Origin of the sequence: Janibacter anophelis NBRC 107843, from assembly GCF_001570945.1 — a bacterium.
GTDB classification, from domain to species: Bacteria; Actinomycetota; Actinomycetes; order Actinomycetales; family Dermatophilaceae; genus Janibacter; species Janibacter anophelis.
In genome coordinates, this window is the sequence record NZ_BCSQ01000017.1 from 22,828 (window position 1) to 49,733 (window position 26,906).

The 26,906-nt window shown below is 68.8% G+C and carries 24 protein-coding genes and 1 tRNA gene; 18 read left to right on the forward strand and 7 right to left on the reverse strand.

The window, feature by feature from the left end; translation table 11 throughout:
• Positions 1–2 precede the first annotated feature (2 nt).
• Entirely contained in the window at positions 3–1,304 is a 1,302-nt protein-coding gene (locus JAN01S_RS06280) for an aspartate aminotransferase type Ic (protein WP_068315334.1), read from the reverse strand.
• A gap of 215 nt (positions 1,305–1,519) precedes the next feature.
• Between JAN01S_RS06280 and JAN01S_RS06285 the strand changes: the two genes are divergently transcribed.
• The 7 genes from JAN01S_RS06285 to rplL all read left to right on the forward strand — a co-directional run bounded on the left by JAN01S_RS06285 (position 1,520) and on the right by rplL (position 5,715).
• Positions 1,520–1,592 (forward strand) — tRNA-Trp (locus JAN01S_RS06285).
• 55 nt (positions 1,593–1,647) lie between these two features.
• Positions 1,648–1,905, forward strand: coding sequence for a preprotein translocase subunit SecE (gene secE / locus JAN01S_RS06290; RefSeq protein ID WP_068315337.1), 258 nt, complete (start codon positions 1,648–1,650; stop codon positions 1,903–1,905).
• A gap of 70 nt (positions 1,906–1,975) precedes the next feature.
• Positions 1,976–2,833: a transcription termination/antitermination protein NusG gene (gene nusG / locus JAN01S_RS06295; RefSeq protein WP_068315339.1), complete on the forward strand. Its 858-nt coding sequence runs from the start codon at positions 1,976–1,978 to the stop codon at positions 2,831–2,833.
• Positions 2,834–2,920: 87 nt separating this feature from the next.
• Positions 2,921–3,358 carry a 50S ribosomal protein L11 gene (gene rplK, locus JAN01S_RS06300; protein ID WP_068315342.1) on the forward strand — a complete coding sequence of 146 codons (438 nt, stop codon included), beginning with the start codon at positions 2,921–2,923 and terminating at the stop codon, positions 3,356–3,358.
• 168 nt (positions 3,359–3,526) lie between these two features.
• Positions 3,527–4,252 (forward strand): 50S ribosomal protein L1, encoded by a 726-nt coding sequence (rplA, locus tag JAN01S_RS06305; protein ID WP_068315346.1) that lies wholly within the window; start codon positions 3,527–3,529, stop codon positions 4,250–4,252.
• A 381-nt stretch (positions 4,253–4,633) separates the two neighbouring features.
• Entirely contained in the window at positions 4,634–5,251 is a 618-nt protein-coding gene (rplJ, locus tag JAN01S_RS06310; RefSeq protein WP_068315349.1) for a 50S ribosomal protein L10, read from the forward strand.
• 71 nt (positions 5,252–5,322) lie between these two features.
• Positions 5,323–5,715 carry a 50S ribosomal protein L7/L12 gene (gene rplL / locus JAN01S_RS06315; protein WP_068315352.1) on the forward strand — a complete coding sequence of 131 codons (393 nt, stop codon included), beginning with the start codon at positions 5,323–5,325 and terminating at the stop codon, positions 5,713–5,715.
• 192 nt (positions 5,716–5,907) lie between these two features.
• Here the strand turns inward: rplL and JAN01S_RS06320 are convergent, their stop codons facing one another.
• A complete protein-coding gene (locus JAN01S_RS06320; RefSeq protein WP_068315355.1) occupies positions 5,908–7,164 on the reverse strand; it encodes a phospholipase D-like domain-containing protein in 1,257 nt (418 codons plus the stop codon).
• 359 nt (positions 7,165–7,523) lie between these two features.
• Here JAN01S_RS06320 and rpoB point away from each other — a divergent pair, with 359 nt between their 5' ends.
• From rpoB to tuf, 9 genes are all read left to right on the forward strand, one after another.
• A complete protein-coding gene (gene rpoB / locus JAN01S_RS06325) occupies positions 7,524–11,006 on the forward strand; it encodes a DNA-directed RNA polymerase subunit beta (RefSeq protein WP_068315359.1) in 3,483 nt (1,160 codons plus the stop codon).
• 131 nt (positions 11,007–11,137) lie between these two features.
• On the forward strand, positions 11,138–15,019 hold the full coding sequence (locus tag JAN01S_RS06330; protein ID WP_068315363.1) for a DNA-directed RNA polymerase subunit beta': 3,882 nt from the start codon (positions 11,138–11,140) through the stop codon (positions 15,017–15,019).
• Between the two features lie 220 nt (positions 15,020–15,239).
• Entirely contained in the window at positions 15,240–15,515 is a 276-nt protein-coding gene (locus JAN01S_RS06335) for an HU family DNA-binding protein (RefSeq protein WP_068315373.1), read from the forward strand.
• An 82-nt stretch (positions 15,516–15,597) separates the two neighbouring features.
• Positions 15,598–15,879, forward strand: a complete 282-nt coding sequence (locus JAN01S_RS06340) for a hypothetical protein (protein ID WP_068315377.1) — start codon at positions 15,598–15,600, stop codon at positions 15,877–15,879.
• Complete coding sequence (locus JAN01S_RS06345) at positions 15,879–16,406, forward strand: GNAT family N-acetyltransferase (RefSeq protein WP_068315381.1); 528 nt, start codon at positions 15,879–15,881, stop codon at positions 16,404–16,406. Before JAN01S_RS06340 ends, JAN01S_RS06345 begins: the two co-directional genes overlap by 1 nt.
• 321 nt (positions 16,407–16,727) lie before the next feature.
• Positions 16,728–17,102 carry a 30S ribosomal protein S12 gene (gene rpsL / locus JAN01S_RS06350; protein WP_007930014.1) on the forward strand — a complete coding sequence of 125 codons (375 nt, stop codon included), beginning with the start codon at positions 16,728–16,730 and terminating at the stop codon, positions 17,100–17,102.
• Entirely contained in the window at positions 17,102–17,572 is a 471-nt protein-coding gene (gene rpsG, locus JAN01S_RS06355; RefSeq protein WP_068315384.1) for a 30S ribosomal protein S7, read from the forward strand. Before rpsL ends, rpsG begins: the two co-directional genes overlap by 1 nt.
• Before the next feature lie 85 nt (positions 17,573–17,657).
• Positions 17,658–19,784 carry an elongation factor G gene (gene fusA, locus JAN01S_RS06360; RefSeq protein ID WP_068315387.1) on the forward strand — a complete coding sequence of 709 codons (2,127 nt, stop codon included), beginning with the start codon at positions 17,658–17,660 and terminating at the stop codon, positions 19,782–19,784.
• Between the two features lie 111 nt (positions 19,785–19,895).
• Complete coding sequence (gene tuf / locus JAN01S_RS06365) at positions 19,896–21,089, forward strand: elongation factor Tu (RefSeq protein WP_068315390.1); 1,194 nt, start codon at positions 19,896–19,898, stop codon at positions 21,087–21,089.
• 163 nt (positions 21,090–21,252) lie between these two features.
• On the opposite strand, the gene JAN01S_RS06370 is transcribed toward tuf, so the two are convergent.
• Positions 21,253–21,915, reverse strand: coding sequence for a helix-turn-helix domain-containing protein (locus JAN01S_RS06370; protein WP_068315393.1), 663 nt, complete (start codon positions 21,913–21,915; stop codon positions 21,253–21,255).
• A gap of 16 nt (positions 21,916–21,931) precedes the next feature.
• Here JAN01S_RS06370 and JAN01S_RS06375 point away from each other — a divergent pair, with 16 nt between their 5' ends.
• Positions 21,932–22,510: a LuxR C-terminal-related transcriptional regulator gene (locus JAN01S_RS06375; RefSeq protein WP_068315396.1), complete on the forward strand. Its 579-nt coding sequence runs from the start codon at positions 21,932–21,934 to the stop codon at positions 22,508–22,510.
• Between the two features lie 158 nt (positions 22,511–22,668).
• Entirely contained in the window at positions 22,669–23,301 is a 633-nt protein-coding gene (locus JAN01S_RS06380; protein WP_068315399.1) for a hypothetical protein, read from the forward strand.
• 60 nt (positions 23,302–23,361) lie between these two features.
• Here JAN01S_RS06380 and JAN01S_RS06385 read toward each other — a convergent pair whose 3' ends face one another.
• Genes JAN01S_RS06385 through JAN01S_RS06400 form a run of 4 tightly spaced genes read right to left on the reverse strand, consistent with a single transcriptional unit; the run spans position 23,362 to position 26,850 of the window.
• On the reverse strand, positions 23,362–24,075 hold the full coding sequence (locus JAN01S_RS06385) for an ABC transporter permease (protein ID WP_068315403.1): 714 nt from the start codon (positions 24,073–24,075) through the stop codon (positions 23,362–23,364).
• Positions 24,072–24,986, reverse strand: coding sequence for an ABC transporter ATP-binding protein (locus tag JAN01S_RS06390; protein WP_068315406.1), 915 nt, complete (start codon positions 24,984–24,986; stop codon positions 24,072–24,074). The genes JAN01S_RS06385 and JAN01S_RS06390 overlap by 4 nt, the downstream gene beginning before the upstream one ends.
• Positions 24,983–25,891: an ABC transporter permease gene (locus JAN01S_RS06395; protein WP_068315411.1), complete on the reverse strand. Its 909-nt coding sequence runs from the start codon at positions 25,889–25,891 to the stop codon at positions 24,983–24,985. The genes JAN01S_RS06390 and JAN01S_RS06395 overlap by 4 nt, the downstream gene beginning before the upstream one ends.
• Positions 25,888–26,850 (reverse strand): ABC transporter ATP-binding protein, encoded by a 963-nt coding sequence (locus JAN01S_RS06400; protein WP_174522275.1) that lies wholly within the window; start codon positions 26,848–26,850, stop codon positions 25,888–25,890. The genes JAN01S_RS06395 and JAN01S_RS06400 overlap by 4 nt, the downstream gene beginning before the upstream one ends.
• Between the last annotated feature and the right edge of the window lie 56 nt (positions 26,851–26,906).

Below are 26,906 nucleotides of genomic sequence, written 5' to 3' on the forward strand. Positions count from 1 at the left end.
GGTCACTCCTTGGTCGGTGCGGCGCCCATCTGCTCGGCCGCGGCGATCAGCACGCACGTGGCGACCGTCTCCATGGCCTCGGTGAGTTCGGACATCGGCGGCATGGTCGGGGCCAGCCGGATGTTGGTGTCCTGCGGGTCCTCGCCGTGGGGGAAGGAGGCACCGGCGGGCGTCAGCGACAGGCCGGCCTCCTTGGCGAGGGCGACCACCCGCGAGGCGGTCCCCGGCAGGACGTCGAGGTTGACGAAGTAGCCACCCGTCGGGCGGTTCCACGTCGCGACCCCCAGACCACCGAGCCGCTCGGTGAGCACGCGGTCGACTTCGGCGAACTTGGGGGCGATGATCTCGGCGTGCTTGCGCATGTGGGCGCGCACCCCGGCGGCGTCGCCGAAGAACTCGACGTGCCGCAGCTGGTTGACCTTGTCCGGGCCGATCGAGCCCTTGCCCAGGTGCTCGAGGTACCAGGCGACCTGCTCGACCGACGAGGCGAGGAAGGCCACGCCGGCGCCGGCCCAGGTGATCTTGGAGGTCGAGGCGAACATGACCGTCCGGTGCGGGTGCCCGGCGCCAGAGCAGAGACTGATGATGTCGGCGCTCTTGGCCTCGTCCTCGGTGAGGTGGTGCAGCGCGTAGGCGTTGTCCCAGAAGATCTTGAAGTCCGGCGCGGCCGTCTCCATCGCGGCCAGCCGGCTCGCGATCTCCTGGGTGACGATCGAGCCGGTCGGGTTGGCGTAGGTCGGCACGACCCACATGCCCTTGATCGAGGGGTCGGAGGCGGCGAGCCGGGCGACCTCGTCCGCGTCGGGCCCGTCGTCGGTCATCGGGACGGTGACCATCTTGATGCCGAGGTCGGCCAGGAGGGAGAAGTGCCGGTCGTAGCCGGGGACGGGGCAGATGAAGGTGACCTGATCCTCCTTCGCCCACGGACGCGGGGAGTCGATCGCGCCGAAGAGCATCAGGTCGACGAGCACGTCGCGCATCATCGTCAGCGACGAGTTGCCACCGGCGACGATCTGGTCGGGCTCGACCCACAGCAGCTCGGCGAACATCTCGCGCAGCTCGGCCAGACCGGACAGGCCGCCGTAGTTGCGCACGTCGGTGCCGGCGCGGTCGGTGGTGGCGGACGGCAGCGAGAGCATGTCGTCGGAGAGGTCCAGCTGGGCCGAGCTCGGCTTGCCGCGCGTGACGTCGAGCTTGGTGCCCTTGGCCGCCTGGGCCGCGTGGGCTGCGCGCTCGGTCGTCGCGAGGGCGGTGAGCTCCTCGACGGAGAGGTCGGACAGGGGGCGGCTGCTCTGCTCGGTCACGCGGCCAGTCTTCCACCTCGGGCCCCGTCGGCGAAGGGAGGTCCCGCCCTCGGACTCCACCGCGACCGGGGTGGGGCGGCTCGGTTCGCGACCCGGCCCTCGAGTGTCGTACAGTTGTCCCTCGGTTGACTTCGACCAGACTCTCCGGCGTGCCCACGTGCAGGAGACGAAGGGCGGGGGAGACCCGGGCGACCGGCCCCACCGCGGTCTCCCGAAGGGCAGTGGCTCAATTGGTAGAGCACCGGTCTCCAAAACCGGCGGTTGGGGGTTCGAGTCCCTCCTGCCCTGCGTTGCACGACATCCCGTTGCGCAGCCCAGGTGATCCCGGAAGAGAAGAGACGACGTGAGCCAGCTCGGAGCGCAGCCGACCAACGCGCGGCGCGGCCCGAAGGGTGGCAACCCGATCTCTCGCTTCTTCGGGTCGATCGGACTCTTCCTCGCCCAGGTGCTCGACGAGCTCCGCAAGGTCGTCCGACCGACGAGGTCCGAGCTGATCAACTACACGCTCGTGGTCATCGTCTTCGTCGCGATCATGATGCTCATCGTCTCCGGGTTGGACTTCGTGTTCACCAAGGCCGTGCTCTGGGTGTTCGGCGGCTGACGCCGCCACGCACAGCCGCAGTCCGGGCGCTCCCGCGCCGTCGTACGAAGTCGAAGTGAGGAAACAGGTCATGTCCGAGCAGGCCGAGACCCCCGAGCCCCAGGACGAGGGCACGTCGAGCGTCATCGCCGCCGAGCAGGCCGAGCACGCTGCCCAGCCGCCGGCTGACCTCCCTTCGTCCCAGGAGGCCGACGACGCCCGCGCGGCCGACGAGGCCCTCGAGGAGGCCGCCTCCGAGCAGTCCGACGAGGAGCAGGTGCTCGCCGCCGACGTCGACGAGGACGGCGACGTCCTCCCCGAGGACGCGGCCGACCCGGTCCAGGCGTTCAAGGACGACCTCGCCTCCAAGTTCGGCGACTGGTACGTCATCCACACCTACGCGGGCTACGAGAACCGCGTGAAGCACAACCTCGAGACCCGTGTCGCGAACCTCGACATGGAGGACTACATCTTCGAGGTGGCCGTCACGATCGACGAGGTCACCGAGATCAAGTCCGGCCAGAAGAAGGTGCGCAAGCAGCCGCGCATGCCCGGCTACGTGCTCGTGCGCATGGACCTCACCGACGAGTCGTGGGGCGCCGTGCGGCACACCCCGGGCGTCACCGGATTCGTCGGCAACGCGCACGACCCGGTGCCGCTGAGCCTCGACGAGGTCTACACGATGATCAAGCCGGCCGACCTGGAGAAGCCGGCTGCTGCCGCCGCTCCGTCGGGCGCCGCCGCGTCGACCGGCTCCTCGCCGGCCGCACCGATCGACGTCGACTTCGAGGTCGGCGAGTCCGTCACCGTCATGGACGGTCCCTTCGAGACGATGCCCGCGACGATCTCCGAGATCATCCCGGAGAGCCAGAAGCTCAAGGTCCTCGTCTCCATCTTCGGCCGGGAGACCCCGGTCGAGCTCGGCTTCCATCAGGTCGCAAAGCTCTGATGGTCCGGTGCCGCCCACCGGCGGCACCACACTGCAACCGGGTCATCGCCCACGGCGTCGGCCCACGACAGGAAGTAGGAACACCGCATGCCCCCCAAGCAGAAGAAGGTCTCCGGCTACATCAAGCTGCAGATCCAGGCCGGCGCCGCCACCCCGGCCCCGCCCGTCGGCCCGGCCCTGGGTCAGCACGGCGTCAACATCATGGAGTTCGTCAAGGCGTACAACGACGCCACGGCGGACATGCGCGGCAACGTCGTGCCGGTCGAGATCACGGTCTACGAGGACCGCTCGTTCACCTTCATCACCAAGACCCCGCCGGCCGCCGAGCTGATCAAGAAGGCCGCGGGCGTCAAGAAGGCCTCCGGTGAGCCGCACAAGGTCAAGGTCGCGTCGCTGACCAAGGACCAGGTCCGCGAGATCGCCGAGACCAAGATGCCCGACCTCAACGCCAACGACATCGACGCCGCGATGAAGATCATCGCCGGCACCGCTCGTCAGATGGGCATCGAGACGCCCGGTATCTGACGACGGCGGGAGAATCCGAGCGAGCGCCAGCGAGCGAGGCTCGGACCGCCGAGGAAGATGCCAGACAGCGGGTATCTGACCCCCGGGGATCTGATCCCCGGAGCACCACCCCCGTGGGAGGGCCGGCGCTGGCCCGCACCACACCTCCACCACCACCAAGGAGCACTCATGAAGCGCAGCAAGAGCTACCGGGCCGCAGCCGAGAAGATCGACCGCGACGTCGCCTACGCCCCCCTCGAGGCCATCCGCCTCGCCAAGGAGGGCGCGAAGAAGTCCTACGACGAGACCGTCGAGGTCGTCTTCCGCCTCGGCATCGACCCCCGCAAGGCCGACCAGATGGTCCGCGGCACGGTCAACCTGCCCCACGGCACCGGCAAGACCGCCCGCGTCCTCGTCTTCGCCAACGGTGACAAGGCCGACGCCGCCCGCGAGGCCGGCGCCGACTTCGTCGGGTCCGACGACATGCTGGAGAAGGTCCAGGGCGGCTGGATGGACTTCGACGCCGTCGTCGCCACCCCGGACCTCATGGGCAAGGTCGGTCGTCTCGGCAAGGTCCTCGGTCCCCGCGGCCTCATGCCCAACCCCAAGACGGGCACCGTCACGATGGACACGGCCAAGGCCGTCTCCGACATCAAGGGCGGCAAGATCGAGTTCCGCAACGACAAGCACGCCAACCTGCACTTCATCATCGGCAAGGCGAGCTTCGACGAGAAGCAGCTCGTGGAGAACTACGGCGCCGCGCTGGAGGAGATCCTGCGTCTGAAGCCGTCCGCCTCCAAGGGCAGCTACATCACCAAGGCCGTGCTGAGCACGACGATGGGCCCGGGCATCACGCTCGACGCCTCGCGGACCAAGAACCTCCTCGAGGAGTCCGCCGCGGTCGCCGCCGAGTGACCTGAGCACCCGTTGGTCGAGGTGCGAGGCCGTCCGCGGCCGAGTCTCGAGACCATACGAAGGGGGCCGCTTCCCGATCCGGGAGGCGGCCCCCTTCGTGTCTCGTCGCTGGAGCTCCTCGAACCTCAGGGCGGCGCCTTCGTGTCTCGTCGCCGGATTTGGAGCACGCGACCGACCTGCCGTACGCTGATCCACGACCATTGACCGCCGGTTGCCGCATCTGCTCGCAGGGACGGCTGAAGGTTCCGCGAGAGCGGGCGACCCGCGCAGGCCACAGACGCTGACCGCACCATTGGTGCGTGTCCTGGAGTCCCGTGCCTGCGCCGGGGCTCCTTTTCTCGTCTCGGGCCCCGGTGGCACCACACGAGAAGGGAGGCCCGCATGGCGAACGCCGAGAAGGACGCCGTCATTGCCGACATGGCGGAGAAGTTCCGCACGTCGAGCGCGGCCGTCATCACGGAGTACCGCGGTCTGACCGTGGCGCAGCTCGGCGAGCTGCGCAGCAAGCTCCGTGGCAACGCCACCTACTCCGTGGTGAAGAACACGCTGACCGAGCGCGCTGCCAAGGAGGCGGGCGTCGAGGCCGCCTTCGAGGGCCAGCTCGTCGGTCCCAACGCGATCGCCTTCGTCGAGGGCGACCCCGTCGAGGCCGCCAAGGGTCTGCGTGACTTCGCCAAGGACAACCCCCTCCTGGTGATCAAGGGTGGGCTCCTCGACGGGAACCCGCTCACGCCGGAGGACATCGAGAAGCTCGCGAAGCTGGAGTCGCGCGAGGTTCTCCTGGGCAAGCTTGCTGGCGCCATGAAGGCCCAGCTCACCCAGGCCGCGTACCTCTTCAACGCGCCGCTCGCGCAGACGGCTCGCGTCGTCGACGCGCTGCGCGCGAAGGTCGAGGAGCAGGGCCCGGTCGCGACCGACGCCCCCGCTGCGGACACCGAGGAGCCGGCTGCGGCCGACGCCTCCACCGAGACCACCCCCGAGGGTGGCGACGAGGCCTGAGGCATCCGCCTCGAGCCACTGCATTTCCCCGCCACTCACGGCACACACGTTCAAGAGAAAGGACGCCCATCATGGCGAAGCTCAGCACCGACGAGCTCCTTGAGGCCTTCAAGGAGATGACCCTCATCGAGCTCTCCGAGTTCGTGAAGCAGTTCGAGGAGACCTTCGAGGTCACCGCCGCGGCCCCGGTTGCCGTCGCGGGTGCCGCCCCGGCCGCCGGTGGCGACGCCGGTGGCGACGCCGCCGCCGAGCAGGACGAGTTCGACGTCATCCTGGCCGCCGCTGGCGACAAGAAGATCCAGGTCATCAAGGAGGTCCGCGCGCTCACGAGCCTCGGCCTCAAGGAGGCCAAGGACCTCGTCGACGGCGCTCCCAAGCCCGTCCTGGAGAAGGTCGACAAGGAGGCCGCCGACAAGGCCAAGGAGGCCCTCGAGGGCGCCGGCGCCACCGTCGAGCTCAAGTGATCTCCGCCCGTCTCTGACGGGCACGGATCTGCCGAAGGGCGGGTCGCACCTCATGGTGCGGCCCGCCCTTCGTCGTGCTCCCGTTCGTCGACGTCGTCGCGCACTTTCGCCCGCCCCGTTCGTCGAGGAGGTCGCGCAGTACCCCGCCCGTTCGTCGAGGAGGTCGCGCAGCGACCGTCTCGAGACGCCGTGTCAGAGCAGCGGACGCCAGGGGGAGAGGATGCCCTCGCTCACGCGGGCGATGAGCGGCCGGCGGGTCCACTCCTCGAGCGTCAGCTCGGTGCAGTTGCCGGAGTCGAGGTCGAAGATCTCCTCCATGCGCCGCGCGACATCAGCATCGAGGATCTCCATGTTGACCTCGTAGTTGCCCGCGAGGCTCAACCGGTCGATGTTGGCGGTACCGATCGTCGACCAGACGCCGTCGATCGTCGCGGTCTTGGCGTGGACCATCGCGTTCTCGAAGCGCAGCAGCCGCACGCCGCCCTTGAGCAGGCGCTCGTAGGTCACCCGGCTCAACCAGTCGGCGACGATGTGGTTGCTGAAGTGCGGGACGATCAGTCGCACGTCGACGCCACGCTGGGCCGCCTGGACGAGGCTGCGGACGAAGGCGTCGTCCGGGATGAGGTAGGCGGTCGTGAGCCACACGCGGGTGTCGGCCCGGTCGATCGCCTCGAGGTACATGTTGCGGATCGGGTAGACCATGTCGGCCGGCAGGTTGCGGTGGACCCGCATGTCGCGGCTCCACGTGCGCCGAGCCGGCTGGGGGAGGGGCGGCTTGCCGCCGTAGTGGTTCCAGTAGTCGACGAACGCGTTCTCCAGCTCGACGACCATGTCCCCCGCGAACCGGGCGTGTGTGTCGCGCCACCGGTTGGCGTAGTCCTGACCGATGTTGTACCCGCCGATGTAGGCGGCGGTGCGGTCGACGACGAGGAGCTTGCGGTGGTTGCGCCCCCAGTGGCTGGGGAAGAAGAACTTCAGGCCGCCGGTCACGAGGGGGTGGCGCTTGACGTGGATGCCGGCGGGGAGCCCATCGTAGAACTCCTTGGGCACGACGAGGTTGGCGAAGGAGTCGAAGACGACGTAGACCTGCACGCCGCGCTCGTGGGCCTCGATGAGGGCCTGCCGGAAGCGCTCGCCGACGGCGTCGCCCTTCCAGATGTAGGTCTCGAAGTAGATCCGGGAGGTCGCCGAGGCGATGTCGGCGAGCATGTCCTCGAAGAGGTGCTCGCCGAAGGTGTAGATGCTCACCTCGCCGCCGTTGACCGCCAGCGGCTCGCCGGGCCGGTGCGGGAACTCCCGGTCGGGGCGGTCCTTGCGGCGCACGCTGTCGAAGACGAGCAGCCCTGCGACAGTGGCCAGCTGGGTCGCGAGCGTCCCGGCGGCCACCCGGCGGACCGCGCGGCGCACGTCACGGCGCCGGCGTCGGCGGCGAGCGGAGCGCAGGTCCATGGGCCCACACTAAGGGGGCCCGGGACCACGGCGGCGAAGGGAGTCCGCGTCGCGACCCGCCGGGGACGCACCTTGACGTCGGTGCCCGCGTGATCCATCCTCATGGCGTCGATCGATCCGGCGCCGCCCCCCTCGCGGGCGTCGCGTCGCGGACCACCGTCGAGCCGTCGGCTCGACCGGGTTGGACACTCGTGTCTCGTGCGTCTATGCTGTCGCTTTGCGCTGCCCTATTCCTGTCGACGACCTGCCGGAACGCTCCGATCCCCTCAGTGCAGAGGTGTGCTGAGCGCTCCGAGAGGCGTGGTCAGGAGACCCCCGTGGCGCCGCCCGACCCTCAAGGCCCGTGGAAGGATCCATCCTTGGCTGCCTCGCGCACCGCTTCCCCGATGACCACCGCACGGACGGCCAGTGGCCGTCTGTCCTTCGCGAAGATCCGCGAGCCGCTGGAGGTCCCCGACCTCCTGGCCCTGCAGACCGAGAGCTTCGACTGGCTCCTCGGCAACGAGAAGTGGCAGGAGCGCGTCGCTGCCGCTCTCGATGCCGGTCGTCGTGATGTTCCGGAGCGTCCCGGTCTGGAGGAGATCTTCGAGGAGATCTCCCCGATCGAGGACTTCTCCGGCTCGATGAGCCTCTCCTTCCGGGAGAGCCGCTTCGAGGAGCCCAAGTACTCCGTCGACGAGTGCAAGGAGCGCGACCAGACCTACTCCGCGCCCCTCTTCGTCACCGCCGAGTTCATGAACGCCGAGACCGGCGAGATCAAGAGCCAGACGGTCTTCATGGGCGACTTCCCGCTCATGACCGAGCGCGGCACCTTCATCATCAACGGCACCGAGCGCGTCGTCGTCTCGCAGCTCGTGCGCAGCCCCGGCGTGTACTTCGAGCGCACCCCGGACAAGACGTCCGACAAGGACATCTACTCGACCAAGGTCATCCCGAGCCGCGGAGCCTGGCTCGAGTTCGAGATCGACAAGCGCGACCTCGTCGGCGTGCGCGTCGACCGCAAGCGCAAGCAGTCCGTCACGGTCCTGCTCAAGGCCCTCGGCATGACCTCCGCCGAGATCCTCGAGGAGTTCGGCGAGTACGAGTCGATGCGCGCCACCCTCGAGAAGGACGCGGTCGAGGACCAGGACGCCGCGCTGCTCGACATCTACCGCAAGCTGCGCCCCGGCGAGCCGCCGACCCGTGAGGCCGCGCAGAACCTGCTCGACAACCTCTACTTCAACCCCAAGCGGTACGACCTGGCCAAGGTCGGTCGCTACAAGATCAACCGCAAGCTCGGTCTCGACACCGAGCTGTCGGCCTCGGTGCTCACGCTCGAGGACATCGTCGCGACGCTGAAGTACCTCGTCGCCCTCCACGCCGACGAGGCCACCCTGCCGGGTGTCCGCGACGGCGAGGCCATCGAGGTGCCCGTCGAGACCGACGACATCGACCACTTCGGCAACCGCCGCGTCCGCAGCGTCGGTGAGCTCATCCAGAACCAGGTGCGCACCGGCCTCTCCCGCATGGAGCGCGTCGTCCGCGAGCGGATGACGACCCAGGACGTCGAGGCCATCACGCCGCAGACCCTGATCAACATCCGGCCGGTCGTCGCCTCCATCAAGGAGTTCTTCGGGACCAGCCAGCTGTCGCAGTTCATGGACCAGAACAACCCGCTGTCGGGCCTGACGCACAAGCGGCGTCTGAACGCCCTCGGCCCGGGTGGTATCTCCCGTGACCGCGCGCAGATGGAGGTCCGTGACGTCCACCCCTCGCACTACGGCCGCATGTGCCCGATCGAGACCCCTGAGGGTCCCAACATCGGTCTGATCGGCTCGCTCGCCTCGTACGGCCGGATCAACCCCTTCGGCTTCATCGAGACCCCGTACCGCAAGGTCGTCGACGGTCGCGTCACCGACGAGATCGTCTACATCTCCGCGGACGAGGAGGACAAGGTCGTCGTGGCCCAGGCCAACGCCGTCCTCGCCGATGACGGCACCTTCGCCGAGGACCGCGTCCTCGCCCGCACCAAGGGCGGCGAGGTCGACCAGATCCCGGCCGAGGACGTCGACTACATGGACGTCTCGCCGCGCCAGATGGTCTCGGCCGCGACCGCGATGATCCCCTTCCTCGAGCACGACGACGCCAACCGCGCGCTCATGGGCGCCAACATGCAGCGTCAGGCCGTGCCGCTGGTCCGGGCCGAGGCCCCCTACGTGGGCACCGGCATGGAGCACCGCGCCGCGCTCGACTCGGGTGACGTGGTCCGCGCTGACAAGGCGGGCGTCGTCACCGAGGTCTCCGCCGACCTGGTCACCGTCATGCAGGACGAGGGCGGCTCCAAGACCTACAAGATGATGAAGTTCTCCCGGTCCAACCAGGGCAACAGCTACAACCAGCGCGTCATGGTCTCCGAGGGTGACCGTGTCGAGGCCGGCCAGCTGATCGCCGACGGTCCCGCGACCGATGGTGGCGAGATGGCCCTCGGGCGCAACCTGCTCGTGGCCTTCATGCCGTGGGAGGGCTACAACTACGAGGACGCCATCATCCTCAGCCAGCGTCTGGTGCAGGACGACGTCCTCTCCTCGATCCACATCGAGGAGCACGAGGTCGACGCCCGCGACACCAAGCTCGGCCCCGAGGAGATCACCCGGGACATCCCCAACGTCTCCGAGGAGGTCCTCGCCGACCTCGACGAGCGCGGCATCATCCGCATCGGTGCCGAGGTCCGCGACGGCGACCTGCTCGTCGGCAAGGTCACGCCCAAGGGTGAGACCGAGCTGACCCCGGAGGAGCGCCTGCTGCGCGCCATCTTCGGTGAGAAGGCGCGCGAGGTCCGCGACACGTCGATGAAGGTCCCCCACGGCGAGACCGGCACGGTCATCGGCGTCAAGGTCTTCGACAAGGACGAGGGCGACGAGCTGCCCCCGGGCGTCAACCAGCTGGTGCGCGTCTACGTGGCCAACAAGCGCAAGATCACCGACGGTGACAAGCTCGCCGGCCGCCACGGCAACAAGGGCGTCATCTCCAAGATCCTCCCGGTCGAGGACATGCCCTTCCTCGAGGACGGCACGCCCGTCGACGTCGTGCTCAACCCGCTCGGTGTGCCCGGTCGTATGAACATCGGCCAGATCATGGAGCTGCACCTGGGCTGGGCCGCCAGCCGCGGCTGGAAGATCGAGGGCGAGCCGGACTGGGCGTCGATGATCCCGAAGGACGCGCGTGAGGCCCCGGCCGACACCCGCGTCGCCAGCCCGGTCTTCGACGGCGCCGAGGAGGAGGAGATCGCCGGTCTGCTCGACTCGACGACCCCGACCCGTGACGGTGTCCGGCTCATCGACCGCAGCGGCAAGGCCAACCTCTTCGACGGCCGCACCGGTGACCCGTACCCGGACCCGGTGTCCGTCGGCTACATGTACATCCTCAAGCTGCACCACCTCGTGGACGACAAGATCCACGCGCGCAGCACGGGTCCGTACTCGATGATCACCCAGCAGCCGCTCGGTGGTAAGGCGCAGTTCGGTGGCCAGCGCTTCGGCGAGATGGAGGTGTGGGCCCTCGAGGCCTACGGCGCCTCCTACGCCCTCCAGGAGCTGCTGACGATCAAGTCCGACGACGTCACCGGCCGCGTGAAGGTCTACGAGGCCATCGTCAAGGGCGACAACATCCCGGAGCCCGGGATCCCGGAGTCCTTCAAGGTGCTCATCAAGGAGATGCAGTCCCTCTGTCTCAACGTGGAGGTCCTCAACTCCGAGGGCGGCACCATCGAGATGCGCGACAACGAGGACGACGTCTTCCGCGCCGCCGAAGAGCTCGGCATCGACCTGTCCCGGCGCGAGCCGAGCAGCGTCGAGGAGGTCTGACCCTCAGGGGGCGCACGTCCTGACCTGCGCCCCCTGAGCAGCCCCACCACGCCCCGCGTTCGCCCGTCGCGATCGCCACGGGCCACAGAACTTATCGAGTCATCCTCGACAACGAGAGAAGGAAGCACGAAGTGCTGGACGTCAACTTCTTCGACGAGCTGCGCATCGGCCTTGCCACCGCGGAGGACATCCGCAACTGGAGCCACGGCGAGGTCAAGAAGCCCGAGACCATCAACTACCGCACCCTCAAGCCGGAGAAGGAGGGCCTGTTCTGCGAGCGCATCTTCGGCCCCACCCGGGACTGGGAGTGCTCCTGCGGCAAGTACAAGCGGGTCCGCTTCAAGGGGATCATCTGCGAGCGCTGCGGCGTCGAGGTCACCCGCGCCGGCGTGCGTCGTGAGCGCATGGGCCACATCGAGCTCGCCGCTCCCGTCACCCACATCTGGTACTTCAAGGGCGTCCCGTCGCGCCTGGGGTACCTGCTCGACCTGGCGCCGAAGGACCTCGAGAAGGTCATCTACTTCGCCGCGTACATGATCACCAGCGTCGACGAGGACCAGCGGCACACCGACCTGCCCTCGCTCGAGGCGCAGATCGAGGCCGAGAAGAAGGAGCTCGAGAACCGCCGCGACGCGGACGTCGAGACCCGTGCGCAGAAGCTCGAGAAGGACATCGCCGAGCTCGAGGCCGAGGGCGCCAAGTCCGACGCCAAGCGCAAGGTCCGCGACTCCGCCGAGCGCGAGATGAACCAGATCCGCAAGCGTGCCGACCAGCAGGTCGAGCGCCTCGCCCAGGTCTGGGACCGCTTCAAGAACCTCAAGGTCCAGGACCTCGAGGGCGACGAGGTCCTCTACCGCGAGATGCGCGACCGCTTCGGTCTGTACTTCGAGGGCGGCATGGGTGCCGCGGCCATCCAGAAGCGTCTGGAGACCTTCGACCTCGAGGCTGAGGCCGACAAGCTGCGCGAGATCATCGCGACCGGCAAGGGCCAGAAGAAGACCCGCGCGCTCAAGCGCCTCAAGGTCGTCACCGCGTTCCTCACCACGGACAACAAGCCTGCCGGCATGGTCCTGGACGCGGTCCCGGTCATCCCGCCGGACCTGCGCCCGATGGTTCAGCTCGACGGTGGCCGCTTCGCCACCTCCGACCTGAACGACCTGTACCGCCGCGTCATCAACCGCAACAACCGCCTCAAGCGACTGCTCGACCTCGGTGCCCCCGAGATCATCGTCAACAACGAGAAGCGGATGCTGCAGGAGGCCGTCGACAACCTCTTCGACAACGGCCGCCGTGGCCGCGCGGTGACCGGCCCGGGCAACCGCCCGCTCAAGTCGCTGTCCGACATGCTCAAGGGCAAGCAGGGTCGCTTCCGCCAGAACCTCCTCGGCAAGCGCGTCGACTACTCCGGCCGTTCGGTCATCGTCGTCGGCCCGCAGCTGAAGCTGCACCAGTGCGGTCTGCCCAAGGCCATGGCGCTCGAGCTCTTCAAGCCCTTCGTCATGAAGCGGCTCGTCGACCTCGACCACGCCCAGAACATCAAGTCGGCCAAGCGGATGGTCGAGCGGCACCGCTCCGTCGTGTGGGACGTCCTCGAAGAGGTCATCACCGAGCACCCCGTGCTGCTCAACCGTGCGCCCACGCTGCACCGTCTCGGCATCCAGGCCTTCGAGCCGCAGCTCGTCGAGGGCAAGGCCATCCAGATCCACCCGCTCGTCTGCACCGCGTTCAACGCGGACTTCGACGGTGACCAGATGGCCGTCCACCTGCCGCTGAGCGCGGAGGCCCAGGCCGAGGCCCGGATCCTGATGCTCTCGAGCAACAACATCCTCAAGCCGGCCGACGGCCGCCCGGTCACGATGCCGACCCAGGACATGGTCATCGGCCTCTACCACCTCACCGCCGAGCTGGCGCCGGAGACCGAGCACCGTCGTGCCTTCGCCTCCCCGGCCGAGGCCCGCATGGCCTTCGACGCCGGTGAGATCAAGGTCGGCACGCCCGTGCGCATCCGCCTGAAGGACGTCGTGCTGCCCGCCGGCCAGGAGCTGCCCGAGGGCGTCGAGGTCGACGAGCAGGGCAAGGCGGCCACGTGGATCGCCGAGACGACCCTCGGTCGCGCGCTCTTCAACGAGACGCTGCCGGTGGACTACCCCTTCGTCAACGAGCCCGTGGACCGCAAGCGTCTGTCGACGATCGTCAACGACCTGGCCGAGCGCTACACCAAGGTCGAGGTCGCTGCGTCCCTGGACGCCCTCAAGGAGGCCGGCTACCACTGGGCTTCCCGCTCGGGCACCACGGTCGCCCTCTCCGACGTCGTCACCCCGCCCCGCAAGCCCGAGATCCTCGCGGCCTACGAGGAGAAGGCGACGAAGGTCCAGATGCAGTACGAGCGCGGCCTGATCACCGACGACGAGCGTCGTCAGGAGCAGATCGAGATCTGGACGCAGGCGACCAACGAGGTCTCCGCGGAGATGCAGGAGAACTTCCCCAAGGACAACCCGATCTTCCGCATGGTCAACTCGGGTGCCCGAGGCAACTGGTTCCAGCTGCGCCAGATCGCCGGTATGCGTGGCCTCATGGCCAACCCGAAGGGCGAGATCATCCCGCGCCCGATCCGCACGAACTTCCGTGAGGGTCTGTCCGTCGTCGAGTTCTTCATCTCGACGCACGGTGCGCGCAAGGGTCTGGCCGACACCGCCCTTCGTACCGCCGACTCCGGTTACCTCACGCGTCGTCTCGTCGACGTCTCGCAGGACGTCATCGTCCGCGAGGACGACTGCGGGACCGAGCGTGGCCTGGCCATGCCGATCGCGCAGCACGACGAGCTGACCGGCACCCGCCGCATCCACGACGAGGTCGAGTTCACCGTGTACGCGCGGTGCCTGGCCTCCGAGGTCGAGCACGAGGGCCAGGTCCTCGCCGAGGCCGGTTCGGACCTGGGTGACGTCGTCATCGACCAGCTGTACAAGGCCGGCGTCGACGAGGTGAAGATCCGCTCGGTTCTCACCTGTGAGTCCAAGGTCGGCACCTGCGCCAAGTGCTACGGCCGCTCGCTGGCGACCGGCCAGCTCGTCGACATCGGCGAGGCCGTCGGCATCATCGCGGCCCAGTCGATCGGTGAGCCCGGTACCCAGCTGACGATGCGCACCTTCCACACCGGTGGTGTGGCCGGTGACGACATCACGCAGGGTCTGCCGCGTGTCGTCGAGCTCTTCGAGGCGCGCACCCCCAAGGGTGTCGCCCCGATCGCCGAGGCCGACGGCAAGATCACCATCGAGGAGACCGACAAGGGTCGCCGCATCCTGCTCGTCGCGGACCGCGACGGCGAGGAGCACGCCTACCCGGTGAGCAAGCGTTCGCGCCTGCTCGTCGAGGACGGCGAGCGCGTGGCCGTCGGCACCCAGCTGGTCCAGGGCGCCATCGACCCCAAGCAGGTCCTGCGCATCCTCGGCCCGCGCCACGCCCAGAAGCACCTCGTCGACGAGGTGCAGAAGGTCTACCGCCAGCAGGGTGTGTCGATCCACGACAAGCACATCGAGGTCATCGTGCGGCAGATGCTGCGCCGCATCACCATCCTCGAGTCCGGTGACGCGAACCTGCTGCCGGGCATGCTCGCCGAGCGTTCCCGCTTCGAGAGCGAGAACCGTCGGGTCGTGTCCGAGGGCGGTCGCCCCGCCTCCGGTCGTCCGGAGCTCATGGGCATCACCAAGGCCTCGCTGGCCACGGACTCCTGGCTCTCCGCCGCCTCCTTCCAGGAGACGACCCGCGTCCTCACCGAGGCCGCGATGGAGGGGCGCTCGGACCCGCTGCTCGGCCTGAAGGAGAACGTCATCCTCGGCAAGCTCATCCCCGCCGGTACGGGCCTGCCCCGCTACCGCAACGTGGACGTCGAGCCCACCGAGGAGGCCAAGGCCGCGATGTACTCGCTGCCGAGCTACGACGAGTACGCCTACCCGGTCTTCGGTCCGGGCTCCGGCGAGGCGATCCGTCTGGACGACCTCGACCTGGACGTCTGAGTCACCTCGTCCCACGACGAAGGGGGGCGCGCCGCGATCGCGGCGCGCCCCCCCTTCGCCTGTGGTACGGACGTGACGGATGTGGTCACCGAGGGGCGTCGACCCACCAGATCGCCGGAAAATCAAGGGAAACACGCCGGGGCACCAGTCGACGAGGGCCCGGTGTTCGTGGTTGATTGGTCCCTGTTCGATCTACGAACTTCACAGATGGAGATCCCACATGAACAAGTCTGAGCTCGCCAGCGCCGTCGCCGAGAAGGCCGGCGTCTCCGCCTCCGCGGCGTCCGAGGTCATCACCGCCCTGCAGGCGGTCCTGTCCGAGTCGGTCGCCAAGGGCGAGAAGGTCACCGTCCCCGGCTTCTTCAGCCTCGAGCGCGTCGAGCGCAAGGAGCGCAAGGGCCGCAACCCGCAGTCGGGCGAGGAGATGACCATCCCCGGTGGCTACGCCGCCAAGCTCTCCGCCGGCAGCGCCCTCAAGGCCGCCGCGAAGGGCTGAACCACGGCCCACTGACCGAAGGCGCCGTCCCACGGGGGCGGCGCCTTCGGCGTGCACGGACGTCATGGGAGAGGATGAGCGCATGAGCGAGGAGCAACGGGACCAGCCGATGTCGGTGCGGGCCACCGCGGGTCGGTGGGCCTTGGGCACCCTGCTCGCGATCGGGGCCGTCGTGCTGCTGCTCAAGCCGGGAGGCGTCAGCAAGCTCATCGCGCTGGTGCTCGCGGCGGCAGCCGTGACGACCTTCGCCCGGCGGTCGCGCAGCGACGCGACCATCGTCACCGTCGTGCTGCTCCTCGTGGCCGGGTTCTACCTCGTCGCCTTCCTCAGCGGCAACAGCTCCTGGATCACGGACCGGTACTGATGCGCGACGACCTCATCATCCGCCGGGAGGACCCGGGCGACGTCCGGCCGACCGAGCAGCTGCACGACGCAGCCTTCGGCATCCCGCAGGGGCGCAGCGAGTCCATCGAGCGGGAGCTGCTCCGCGGCCTGCGCGCGGACGGGTCGGTCATCGACGAGCTGACCTTCGTCGCCGAGCTCGACGACGAGGTCGTCGGTCACGTCGTGTGCAGCCGCGCGAGCCTGGCGGGGCAGCCGTCCGTCGGTCTCGGTCCGATCGGCGTGCGGCCCGACCTGCAGCAGCAGGGCATCGGGGCGGCTCTGCTCATGGCGGTCGTCGCGAGCGCCGACCGCATCGGCGAGCCGGCCCTCGTGCTGCTCGGCGATCCGGAGTACTACGGCTTCTTCGGCTTTGTCCCCGCGGCGGTCCTGGGCATCGGCGCCCCCGGGCCATGGCAGGAGCACTTCCAGGCCCTGACCCTGCGCGCGTGGCGCCCCGAGATGGCCGGGCCGTTCCGCTACGCACCGGCCTTCGAGCGCCTGACCTGAGCGCAAGCACGTCCGCGCGCCCGAGGCCAGTCGGCACGCCCGGGATACCGATTTGTGACGCTGCGGGGCGCGCCGGTATCGTTGATCAGCGTGCGTGGCACGGCTGTGCCGTGACGCGCGTCGAGGAGGGTCGGAGACGATCCGCCTCGCACCTCTCGCCGGGCGCCTCGGCACGGTCCTTCCGGGACCGGGCAGGGGAGTGCAGGGGAGAGCACCATCGGCGACACACCCGAGTGCGGGGGTCGCCGGTGGCATCCAAGGAGTGTCCGCCGGGTCCGCCCGGTGGGCGCAGACAACATCACCGACGTACGGAGACACAGGTTGCCTACCATCAACCAGCTGGTGCGCAAGGGCCGGCAGGACAAGCCGTCCAAGGCCGCCACGCCTGCCCTCAAGGGCTCGCCGCAGCGCCGTGGCGTGTGCACGCGCGTGTACACCACCACCCCCAAGAAGCCGAACTCCGCCCTTCGCAAGGTCGCCCGTGTGCGCCTGACGAGCGGCATCGAGGTCACCGCCTACATCCCGGGTGTCGGCCACAACCTGCAGGAGCACTCCATCGTGCTCGTGCGTGGTGGTCGAGTGAAGGACCTCCCCGGTGTCCGTTACAAGATCGTCCGCGGGTCCCTCGACACCCAGGGTGTCAAGGGTCGTCAGCAGGCCCGCAGCCGTTACGGCGCCAAGAAGGAGAAGAAGTAATGCCTCGCAAGGGTCCCGCCCCGAAGCGCCCGCTCGTCGTCGACCCGGTCTACCAGTCGCCGCTGGTCACCCAGCTGGTCAACAAGATCCTCCTCGACGGCAAGAAGTCCATCGCCGAGTCCATCGTCTACGACGCCCTCGAGGGTGTCCGTGACAAGACCGGCACGGACCCGGTCCAGACGCTCAAGCGCGCCCTGGACAACGTCCGCCCCTCCCTGGAGGTCAAGTCCCGCCGCGTCGGTGGTGCGACCTACCAGGTCCCGATCGAGGTCAAGCCGGCCCGCGCGACGACCCTGTCGCTGCGCTGGCTCGTCGGCTACGCCCGTCAGCGTCGCGAGAAGACGATGACCGAGCGCCTCATGAACGAGATCCTCGACGCGAGCAACGGCCTGGGTGCCGCGGTCAAGCGTCGCGAGGACACGCACAAGATGGCCGAGTCCAACAAGGCCTTCGCGCACTACCGCTGGTGACAGCAGGTCGGGGCCGGCCCACGCCGGCCCCGACCACCCGCCCGCCCGGGCAGACACGACCGCAACGAGCGAGATGAGATAACGAGTGGCACAGGACGTCCTGACGGACCTGACCAAGGTCCGAAACATCGGCATCATGGCGCACATCGACGCCGGCAAGACGACGACGACTGAGCGCATCCTTTTCTACACCGGCGTCAACCACAAGCTGGGCGAGACGCACGACGGTGCCTCCACCACTGACTGGATGGAGCAGGAGAAGGAGCGCGGCATCACGATCACCTCCGCCGCGGTCACCTCCTTCTGGGACGACACCCAGATCAACATCATCGACACCCCCGGGCACGTCGACTTCACGGTCGAGGTCGAGCGCTCGCTGCGCGTCCTCGACGGCGCCGTCGCCGTCTTCGACGGCAAGGAGGGCGTCGAGCCCCAGTCCGAGACCGTGTGGCGCCAGGCGGACAAGTACGACGTCCCCCGCATCGCGTTCGTCAACAAGATGGACAAGCTCGGTGCCGACTTCTACTTCACCGTGCAGACGATCAAGGACCGCCTCGGCGCGGAGCCGCTCGTCATGCAGCTGCCGATCGGCGCGGAGAACGACTTCGTCGGCGTCGTCGACCTCATCCAGATGAAGGCGCTCGTGTGGCCCGGCGACGCCAAGGGTGACGTCACTCTCGGTGCCTCCTACGAGACCCGCGAGATCCCCGAGGACCTCCAGGCCAAGGCCGAGGAGTACCGCAACGCCCTCGTCGAGCGCGTCGCCGAGTCCGACGACGACCTCATGGAGAAGTACCTCGGTGGCGAGGACCTGACGATCGACGAGCTCAAGGCGGGCATCCGCAAGCTCACCGTCAACTCCGAGCTCTACCCGATCTTCTGCGGCTCCGCCTTCAAGAACCGCGGCGTCCAGCCGGTGCTCGACGCCGTGCGCGACTACCTGCCGAGCCCCCTCGACGTCGCTGCCATGGAGGGCCACGCCCCGGGCAACGAGGACGAGGTCGTCCTGCGCAAGCCGAGCACCGAGGAGCCCTTCTCCGCGCTCGCGTTCAAGATCGCCGCGCACCCCTTCTTCGGCACGCTGACCTTCATTCGCGTGTACTCGGGCAAGCTCGTCCCGGGCACCCAGGTCATCAACTCGACCAAGGGCAAGAAGGAGCGCATCGGCAAGCTCTTCCAGATGCACGCCAACAAGGAGAACCCGGTCGACGAGGCGATGGCGGGCCACATCTACGCCGTCATCGGTCTCAAGGAGACGACCACGGGTGACACCCTGAGCGACATCAACAACCAGGTCATCCTCGAGTCGATGTCCTTCCCGACCCCGGTCATCGAGGTGGCCATCGAGCCGAAGACGAAGGGCGACCAGGAAAAGCTCGGCAGCGCGATCCAGCGTCTCGTCGCCGAGGACCCGACCTTCCAGGTCTCCCTCGACGAGGAGACCGGTCAGACGATCATCGCCGGCATGGGCGAGCTCCACCTCGACGTCTTCGTCGACCGCATGAAGCGTGAGTTCAAGGTCGAGGCCAACATCGGCAAGCCGCAGGTGGCCTACCGCGAGACGATCCGTCGTGCGGTCGAGAAGTACGACTACACGCACAAGAAGCAGACCGGTGGTTCGGGTCAGTTCGCGAAGGTGCAGATCACCTTCGAGCCCCTCGACTCCACGACCGAGGACGCGGACGGCGAGCTCTACGAGTTCAAGAACGCCGTCACCGGTGGTCGCATCCCGCGTGAGTACATCCCGAGCGTCGACGCCGGTATCCAGGACGCGATGCAGTACGGCGTGCTCGCCGGCTACCCGGTCGTCGGTGTCAAGGCCACCCTTATCGACGGTGCCTACCACGACGTCGACTCCTCGGAGATGGCCTTCAAGATCGCCGGCTCGATGGCCTTCAAGGAGGCCGCTCGCAAGGCCGACCCGGTGCTCATGGAGCCGATGATGAAGGTCGAGGTGCGTACCCCCGAGGACTACATGGGCGACGTCATCGGCGACATCAACTCGCGTCGTGGCCAGATCCAGTCCATGGAGGACATCAGCGGGGCCAAGGTCGTCACCGGCCTCGTGCCGCTGTCGGAGATGTTCGGCTACGTCGGTGACCTGCGGTCCAAGACCCAGGGCCGCGCGAACTACTCGATGGAGTTCGACTCCTACGCGGAGGTCCCCAAGGCGGTCGCCGAGGAGATCATCAAGAAGACCCGAGGCGAGTGACCGGTAGCATTACCGGGATCCCGACACGGACCATCCACAACACACCCACAAACGACGCCACCCTGCCGGGCAAAGGCGTAACCGAGAAGACGTCCTGAGGAGGACAACACAGTGGCGAAGGCAAAGTTCGAGCGGAGCAAGCCGCACGTCAACATCGGCACCATCGGTCACATCGACCATGGCAAGACGACGCTGACGGCTGCGATCTCCCGCGTGCTGCACGACCAGCTCCCCGACCTCAACGAGGCCTCGGCGTTCGACACGATCGACAAGGCTCCCGAGGAGAAGCAGCGCGGTATCACCATCTCGATCGCGCACATCGAGTACCAGACGGAGTCGCGTCACTACGCGCACGTCGACTGCCCGGGTCACGCTGACTACGTGAAGAACATGATCACCGGTGCGGCTCAGATGGACGGCGCGATCCTCGTGGTCGCCGCCACCGACGGCCCGATGCCGCAGACGAAGGAGCACGTCCTCCTGGCCCGCCAGGTCGGCGTCCCCTACATCGTCGTCGCGCTCAACAAGGCCGACATGGTGGACGACGAGGAGATCATGGAGCTCGTCGAGATGGAGGTCCGCGAGCTGCTGTCCTCCTACGAGTTCCCGGGCGACGACGTCCCGGTCGTCAAGGTCTCGGCGCTCAAGGCGCTCGAGGGCGACGCCAAGTGGGGCGAGTCGATCATGGAGCTCATGGGCGCCGTCGACTCCTACATCCCCGAGCCGGAGCGCGACCTCGACAAGCCGTTCATGATGCCCGTCGAGGACGTCTTCACGATCACCGGTCGTGGCACCGTCGTCACCGGTCGTATCGAGCGCGGCGTCCTCAACGTCAACGAGGAGGTCGAGATCGTCGGTATCCGCGAGGAGAAGACCACCACGACCGTCACGGGCATCGAGATGTTCCGCAAGCTGCTCGACGAGGGTCGTGCGGGTGAGAACGTCGGTCTGCTCCTGCGTGGCACCAAGCGCGAGGACGTCGAGCGCGGCCAGGTCATCTGCAAGCCGGGCTCGATCACCCCGCACACCGAGTTCGAGGCGCAGGTCTACATCCTGTCCAAGGAGGAGGGTGGCCGTCACACGCCGTTCTACGACTCCTACCGCCCGCAGTTCTACTTCCGGACCACCGACGTCACCGGCGTCGTCTCGCTGCCCGAGGGCACCGAGATGGTCATGCCCGGCGACAACACCGACATGAAGGTCGAGCTCATCCAGCCGATCGCCATGGAGGAGGGCCTGAAGTTCAACATCCGCGAGGGTGGCCGCACCGTCGGCGCCGGTCGCGTCACCAAGATCCTCAAGTGATCCTGGGCTGACCGTCCGGTCAGCGACCACGCAGGGCCCGTCTCCCCGTCAGGGGAGGCGGGCCCTTCGCCGTGACCGGTGGTCCCTGCGTGGGTCCCACGCTCCGCGTGGGCGCGCGCATCGTCTGGTCCCTGAGGGCTTGCGCAGCAAGCGTCTCGAAGGGTCAGTCCCGCCCGGCCGCGCTCCAGACCTGCGCGTCGAGGACCCAGCCGTCCCGCACGAGGGCCTCTCGCACGCTGGACCGGGTGTGGGTGGCGATCCCCGCGCGGCGGTAGCGGCCCCGTCCCCGCTCGAGGTGGCTGCGCACCGTCTCGGTGCGCAGGGCGAGCACCCGCCCGAGGTAGGCGGGTGAGTGGCCTCGTGTCGAGGCGTAGAGGGCGAGCACCTGCAGCTCGCGGTCGGTGAGTGCGGCGAGGGGCGGCTCCGCGGGTGGGATCCGCGCGTGGTCGGCCACCACACCGAGCGCCGCCTCCCGGATCGTCCGGGCGGTCTCGGCGAGCCCTTGGCTCGGCTCGATCCAGGCACCGGCCCCCTCGTGACCGCACCGCCGGGCGAAGGGGGTCTCCCGTCCCGGCCCGAGGATGATGGCCGTCGACCCCAGGCGGCGCAGCGCGCGCACCTTGAGGGGGAGGGGCAGGTGGTCGTCGAGCAGTGCGTCGACGATGACGACGTCGCCGGCGAAGTCCCACTCCCTGCGGAAGTCGGCCCAGGAGTGCACGGTCGTCTCGACCCGCACCGGGGTGGCGCCGGAACGCAGCTCGTGCCGCAGGGCCGTCGTCACCACGGGCGAGGTGTGGACGACATCGAGGCGGGGAGGGGCGGGCATCGGGCACGATGCTCCCATGCGCCCCAACCCGCCGCTCGCCGTGTGGGCCCCGTGGGCGCTGCATGCCGACGCACTGGTTGCGGTGCTGCTGGGAGCCGACGAGGGTGCCGTCGCCGTCGGGGACCCGGAGGTGGTGACGGGGGTGCTCGTCGTGGGCGCGGAGGCTCCCGGCGTGCTGACGCTCGTGCGTCGTCGTGCCCGCCTCGGACGGGAGACGATCGTCTGGGGAGGAACGCTGGCGCAGTCCCGCACCGAGGCCCTGCGGAAGGCGGGGGCGAGTGCCTACGTGTCCGCGCTGGCGCTGCCGGGCGAGCTCGTCGAGGCGGTGCGGCTGGTGCGGTCCGGCGGCGAGGTGGAGTGGCCGGTGGCGGGGTCGTCCGTCGTCCCGCTGACCGCTCGGGAGCTCGAGGTCGCGCGGGCCTACCTCGTGACCGGGGCCGAGCGCACCCGGGCCGAGGTGGCGGCCGGGCTGGGCCTGAGCGAGCGCACGGTGAAGGTCCACGTCTCCCGCATCCGGGACAAGGTCGGTCACGAGGGGACGTCGACGAGGGAGGGCCTACGTCATGTGATGGTCAGATGTGGACTCCTGGCGTAGTCCTTCTGGGTGCAATCCGACCGCACATGTTCAGCGGACCCTAAGGTCCTGTGTGGCGGCTGGACAGGAAGCCGTCAGGGGACACCCGCCTCAGCCGCACCGTCGCCTTCCAGCGCGGTGACTCACAGACAGCGCCTGTCCGCAGAAGGAATCGCCACGTGACCCAGAACGTCATCACCCCCTCCCGCCGCTCCGTCGCCAAGGGCGCGGCGTGGGCCGTCCCCGCCGTCGCCGTCGCGGCCGCCGCTCCGTCGCTCGCCGCTTCGACGACGTACTGCACTGGAACGCCGACCTTCACCATCGACGTGGTCTGCCCCCCCACCGATATCGATCTGCTGGACGGGAACAGCGAGTCCCTGTACTTCGTGGTGACGAACACCAGCGGGTGCACGGTGGAGGCCGGTCAGGAGTTCACCCTGGACACCACCAACCTCGCTGGTGTCACGGTGGAGGGGCTCAACGCCATCAACGCCGGCGTTGCCGTGTTCGGTGCAGATGGCCGCACGGGAACGCTCAGCCAGGACCTCGCGGATGGCGCCAGCGTTGAGATCCACGTCTTCCCCGTGGCGGACGTCGACGTCAACCTGGCCGTCATCGGGGCCACGACGCTGACAATCGAGGCCGCCTCGTTGACTCAGGCGTACACGCTCATCGAGGCCGACGCCATCGGTGCTCTCGCGGTGACGATCGCCTTCTGTGGCGGTGAGGGCTTGGTCGAGACCCTGCTGGACCTCCTTGACGCGAGCGTGGTGGAGGTCGCTGAGATCCTCTTGGCCCTTGGGCTGAGCTGATGCCCTGAGCCGTCCTACATAAGCGCCCGTCGTCCCACGCGGGACGACGGGCGCTTTCGTTCACACCTCAGAGATCGTCGTCCGCGCCAACCGCCGACCAGCGAGCAGCGCCCCCGCGACGAGTACCACGACCGCGGCGACGGCCGAGAACCACGCGGCCGGGTGCGCCTCGACCCCCAGCCCGGAGTGCAGCACGCTGCTCCCGTACGCGCGCGCCGACAGGTACTGCGCGGGCTCGAGCACCGAGGTCAGCAGCGCCTCCCAGACGAGCCAGTACAGCAGGCACCCGGTGACGCTGCGCTTGACGAGCAACGCCAGCAGGGCGAAGGCCCCCGTGTAGGCGATCGCCGACACGCTCCCGCCGAGCAGCGCACTCCACCACAGCCCACCGTCGGTGCCGACCATGATCAGCGTGGCGAGCGCCAAGGGCACGACGGCGAAGGCCAGTGAGCTGGCGAGGATGACGAGCATCTTGCTCGCGACGATCACCCCGCGGGGGACCGGCTTGCTCAGCAGGTAGATGATCGAGCCATCGTCGATCTCGGAGGTGAGCAGGGTCGTCGTCCCGATGAGGGTGACGATCGGCACGACGACCCCGATGCCGAAGGTGCGCACGAGGTCCAGCGGCGCCCCGGTCGCCTCGAGCTGACCGGTCGGCGCGACCCGGATGATGACGGCGAGCATGACCAGGGCCGCGGACATCGCCATGAGGACGATGACGCGCGAGCGCCCCAGCAGCGATCGCAGGGCCAGGCGGATGATGGCAGCGTTCATCGGTTCACCAGGTATCCGAAGATGCTCTCAAGCGACTCGTCGGTCGGCGTCAGCTCGAAGATGCGGATGTCGTGCTCCCGGGCCACCCGGGGAGCGAGTCGGGCGAAGGCCCCGAAGTCGTCGGCCTCGAGCTCGAGGAACCGGTCGCCGTGCAGCCGCACCCCACGGACGGCGTCACCGGCCATGAGCGCCGCGGCGAGCGCGCGGTTGTCGCTGCTGCGGATCCGGTACTGGTTGGGCCGGTCGGTCATGAGACGTCGGATGGCGGTGCGGTCCCCGGACGCCGCGTGCCGGCCCGAGACGATGACCTCGATCTGTCCGGCGAGCGACTCGACCTCCTCGAGGATGTGCGAGCTGAAGACGATCGTGCGCCCCTGTGCGGCGTAGTCCGTGAGCAGCGTCGCCATCGCGTGCCGCTGGATCGGGTCCATGCCGTTGAAGGGCTCGTCGAGCAACAGCACCTGCGGGTCGTGCACGAGCGCCGAGGCCATCTTGACCCGCTGCCGCATCCCCTTGCTGAAGGTCGCGACCGGCCGGTCGGCCGCCTCCACGAGGTCGACGAGCCGCAGCGCGTGATCGGTCGCCGCCTTGGCCGAAGGGAGTCGGTGCAGGTCGGCGTTGAGCCGCACGAACTGGCGTGCGGTGAGGAAGTCGTAGACCGCCTCCTGCACCGGCACCAGGCCGATCTGTCGGTACGCCTGCGTGTCCTGGCGAAGGGGGCGACCGTCCAGGGTCGCGGTGCCCGCCGAGGGTGCGAGCAGGCCGGCCATGATCGACAGCACGGTCGACTTTCCCGCGCCGTTGGGGCCGAGCAGCCCGGTGACGCCCGGCCCGACCTCCATCGTCACGTCGTTGACCGCGACGACATTGCCGTACCAGCGGGAGACCGAGTCCAGCCGCAGCGTGCTCACAGCGCGGCCACCGATCGCATCCGCGCCACGAGGGCGAGCACCGGCAGGATCACCCACGCGAGGCACACGAGCACCGCGGCCGCGATGAGCCATCCCCCGGGCTGGGGGAGTGCGGGCATGACGGGTGGATCGCCGAAGACCCCCGAGACGAGCATCGCGACGGCCGAGAAGGGGTGGGCCGAGGCGATGGCCTGGCCGATGCCGGGACGCTCCAGCTCGGTCGTGATCGCCAGCGCCAGCGTGATCATCGCCGACGGCACCATGAGCACGACGATGATCGCGGCGAGGGCCAGCCCGGACTTCGTCGCGAGCGTCGACACGAGGCCGGCGACGGCCGCGAGCACGAGCGAGAGGATGGCGACGCCGACGAGCGCGGCCCCGAAGCGGCGGGCGTGCAGGCCGCTGTCGACTCCGGTCGACAGGGCGCAGGCGAACCACACGAGCATCGGGGCGATGATGACGACGAAGATCGCCGTGGTCAGCGCCGCGAGCCGCGTCAGCACGAAGCGCGTGCGGGAGACCGGCCGCGCGAAGTACAGGACGATCGTGCGGTAGCGCAGGTCCCGGGCGAAGAGGACCGGCGCCTGCGTCGCGACGAAGATCGTGACGAGCAGCTGCGTCCAGTACGGGTACCCGAAGTAGTTCGACGGCGCGGCCATCCCCGGGGCACCCTCGGGAGCCTGGCCGGCCTGGATGCTCAGGGCACCGAGCACGACGGCCGGCACGGCCATGAGGCCGATGACCATCCACGGCATGACCTTGGCCTTGCCGGAGCGACCGATCCCGAAGGCCTGCGCCAGCGAGTTGCGGTACAGCTCCCACGTGATCGCGCCGTCGCCGAGGCGACGGCCGCCGAACCCGCGGTAGCCGAGGTCGTGGATGACGCCACGCGGGGGCGTGGTCACGGGGCGACACCTCCTGGGGCGGAGGCGACCGCCGGGGACGAAGGGGGAGGAAGGAAGACCTCGTCGAGGGTGTGCCGACGCTCCTGCAGGCGCACCAGCCCGAGGTCGAGCTCGACGGCGACGTCCCGGATGGCGTCCAGGTCCTCGGGGCGCTCGATCCGCACCTCGACGTCGTCGCCGGCGGGCCAGGCGGTGATGCCGCGGTCGAGGAGGGCCTGCCCCAGGATCCGGTCGCCGTCACCGGCGCCGAGCACCTCGACGACGACGGTGCCGGTGCTCTGCGTCAGGTCGGAGGTCGTCGAGGCCCGCAGCAACCGTCCGCTGTCGAGCACGACGATCCGGTCGGCCGTGCGCTCGAGCTCCCCGAGCAGGTGGCTCGTCACGACGACCGAGATCCCGAAGTCGGCGTGCACCCGCGCGATGAGGTCGAGCATGTCGTCGCGGGCACGTGGGTCGAGGCCACTCGTCGGCTCGTCGAGGAAGACGAGGGTGGGGTCGTGGACGAGGGCCTGGGCCAGCTTCGCGCGCTGCTTCATGCCCGTGGAGTAACCGCCCATCGCGCGGTGGCGTTCCTCGTCGAGGCCGACGTGCCGCAGCACGTCGGAGGCCCGCTCGCGGCTGGCCTGGCGGGGCAGCCCGGACATCGTCGCCATGTGCAGGACGAAGTCGGCGGCGCTGACGTCGGCCGGCAGGCAGTCGTGCTCGGGCATGTAGCCGACGAGGGCTCGGATGTCGCGGGCTTGGACGGCCGGGTCCATCCCGAGGACGTGCACCCGGCCCGAGGTCGCGGGCAGCAGCCCGAGCAGCACCTTGATGAGCGTCGACTTGCCGGCGCCGTTGACGCCCACGACACCCGTGATCCCGGCATGCACCTGGAGGGTGAGGTCGTCCAGCGCGGTGACCGACGGGTACCGCTTCGTCAGCGCGTGTGTCTCGAGCACGGGTGCGTCCCCGGTCATCTGCCCCTCCTGGTGTCTGCCCGGATCACCCTACGGGCCCACATCGCCATAGGCTG

Bases quoted from the DNA above. Each gene is read 5' to 3' on its own strand.
- JAN01S_RS06385 (WP_068315403.1), bottom strand. From the start codon at position 24,075: ATGAACGCTGCCATCATCCGCCTGGCCCTGCGATCGCTGCTGGGGCGC.
- JAN01S_RS06345 (WP_068315381.1), top strand. From the start codon at position 15,879: ATGCGCGACGACCTCATCATCCGCCGGGAGGACCCGGGCGACGTCCGG.
- rplK (WP_068315342.1), top strand. From the start codon at position 2,921: ATGCCCCCCAAGCAGAAGAAGGTCTCCGGCTACATCAAGCTGCAGATC.
- rplA (WP_068315346.1), top strand. From the start codon at position 3,527: ATGAAGCGCAGCAAGAGCTACCGGGCCGCAGCCGAGAAGATCGACCGC.
- JAN01S_RS06375 (WP_068315396.1), top strand. From the start codon at position 21,932: ATGCGCCCCAACCCGCCGCTCGCCGTGTGGGCCCCGTGGGCGCTGCAT.
- nusG (WP_068315339.1), top strand. From the start codon at position 1,976: ATGTCCGAGCAGGCCGAGACCCCCGAGCCCCAGGACGAGGGCACGTCG.
- JAN01S_RS06370 (WP_068315393.1), bottom strand. From the start codon at position 21,915: ATGCCCGCCCCTCCCCGCCTCGATGTCGTCCACACCTCGCCCGTGGTG.
- JAN01S_RS06400 (WP_174522275.1), bottom strand. From the start codon at position 26,850: ATGACCGGGGACGCACCCGTGCTCGAGACACACGCGCTGACGAAGCGG.
- JAN01S_RS06340 (WP_068315377.1), top strand. From the start codon at position 15,598: ATGAGCGAGGAGCAACGGGACCAGCCGATGTCGGTGCGGGCCACCGCG.
- rpsG (WP_068315384.1), top strand. From the start codon at position 17,102: ATGCCTCGCAAGGGTCCCGCCCCGAAGCGCCCGCTCGTCGTCGACCCG.
- JAN01S_RS06335 (WP_068315373.1), top strand. From the start codon at position 15,240: ATGAACAAGTCTGAGCTCGCCAGCGCCGTCGCCGAGAAGGCCGGCGTC.
- JAN01S_RS06320 (WP_068315355.1), bottom strand. From the start codon at position 7,164: ATGGACCTGCGCTCCGCTCGCCGCCGACGCCGGCGCCGTGACGTGCGC.
- rplJ (WP_068315349.1), top strand. From the start codon at position 4,634: ATGGCGAACGCCGAGAAGGACGCCGTCATTGCCGACATGGCGGAGAAG.
- rplL (WP_068315352.1), top strand. From the start codon at position 5,323: ATGGCGAAGCTCAGCACCGACGAGCTCCTTGAGGCCTTCAAGGAGATG.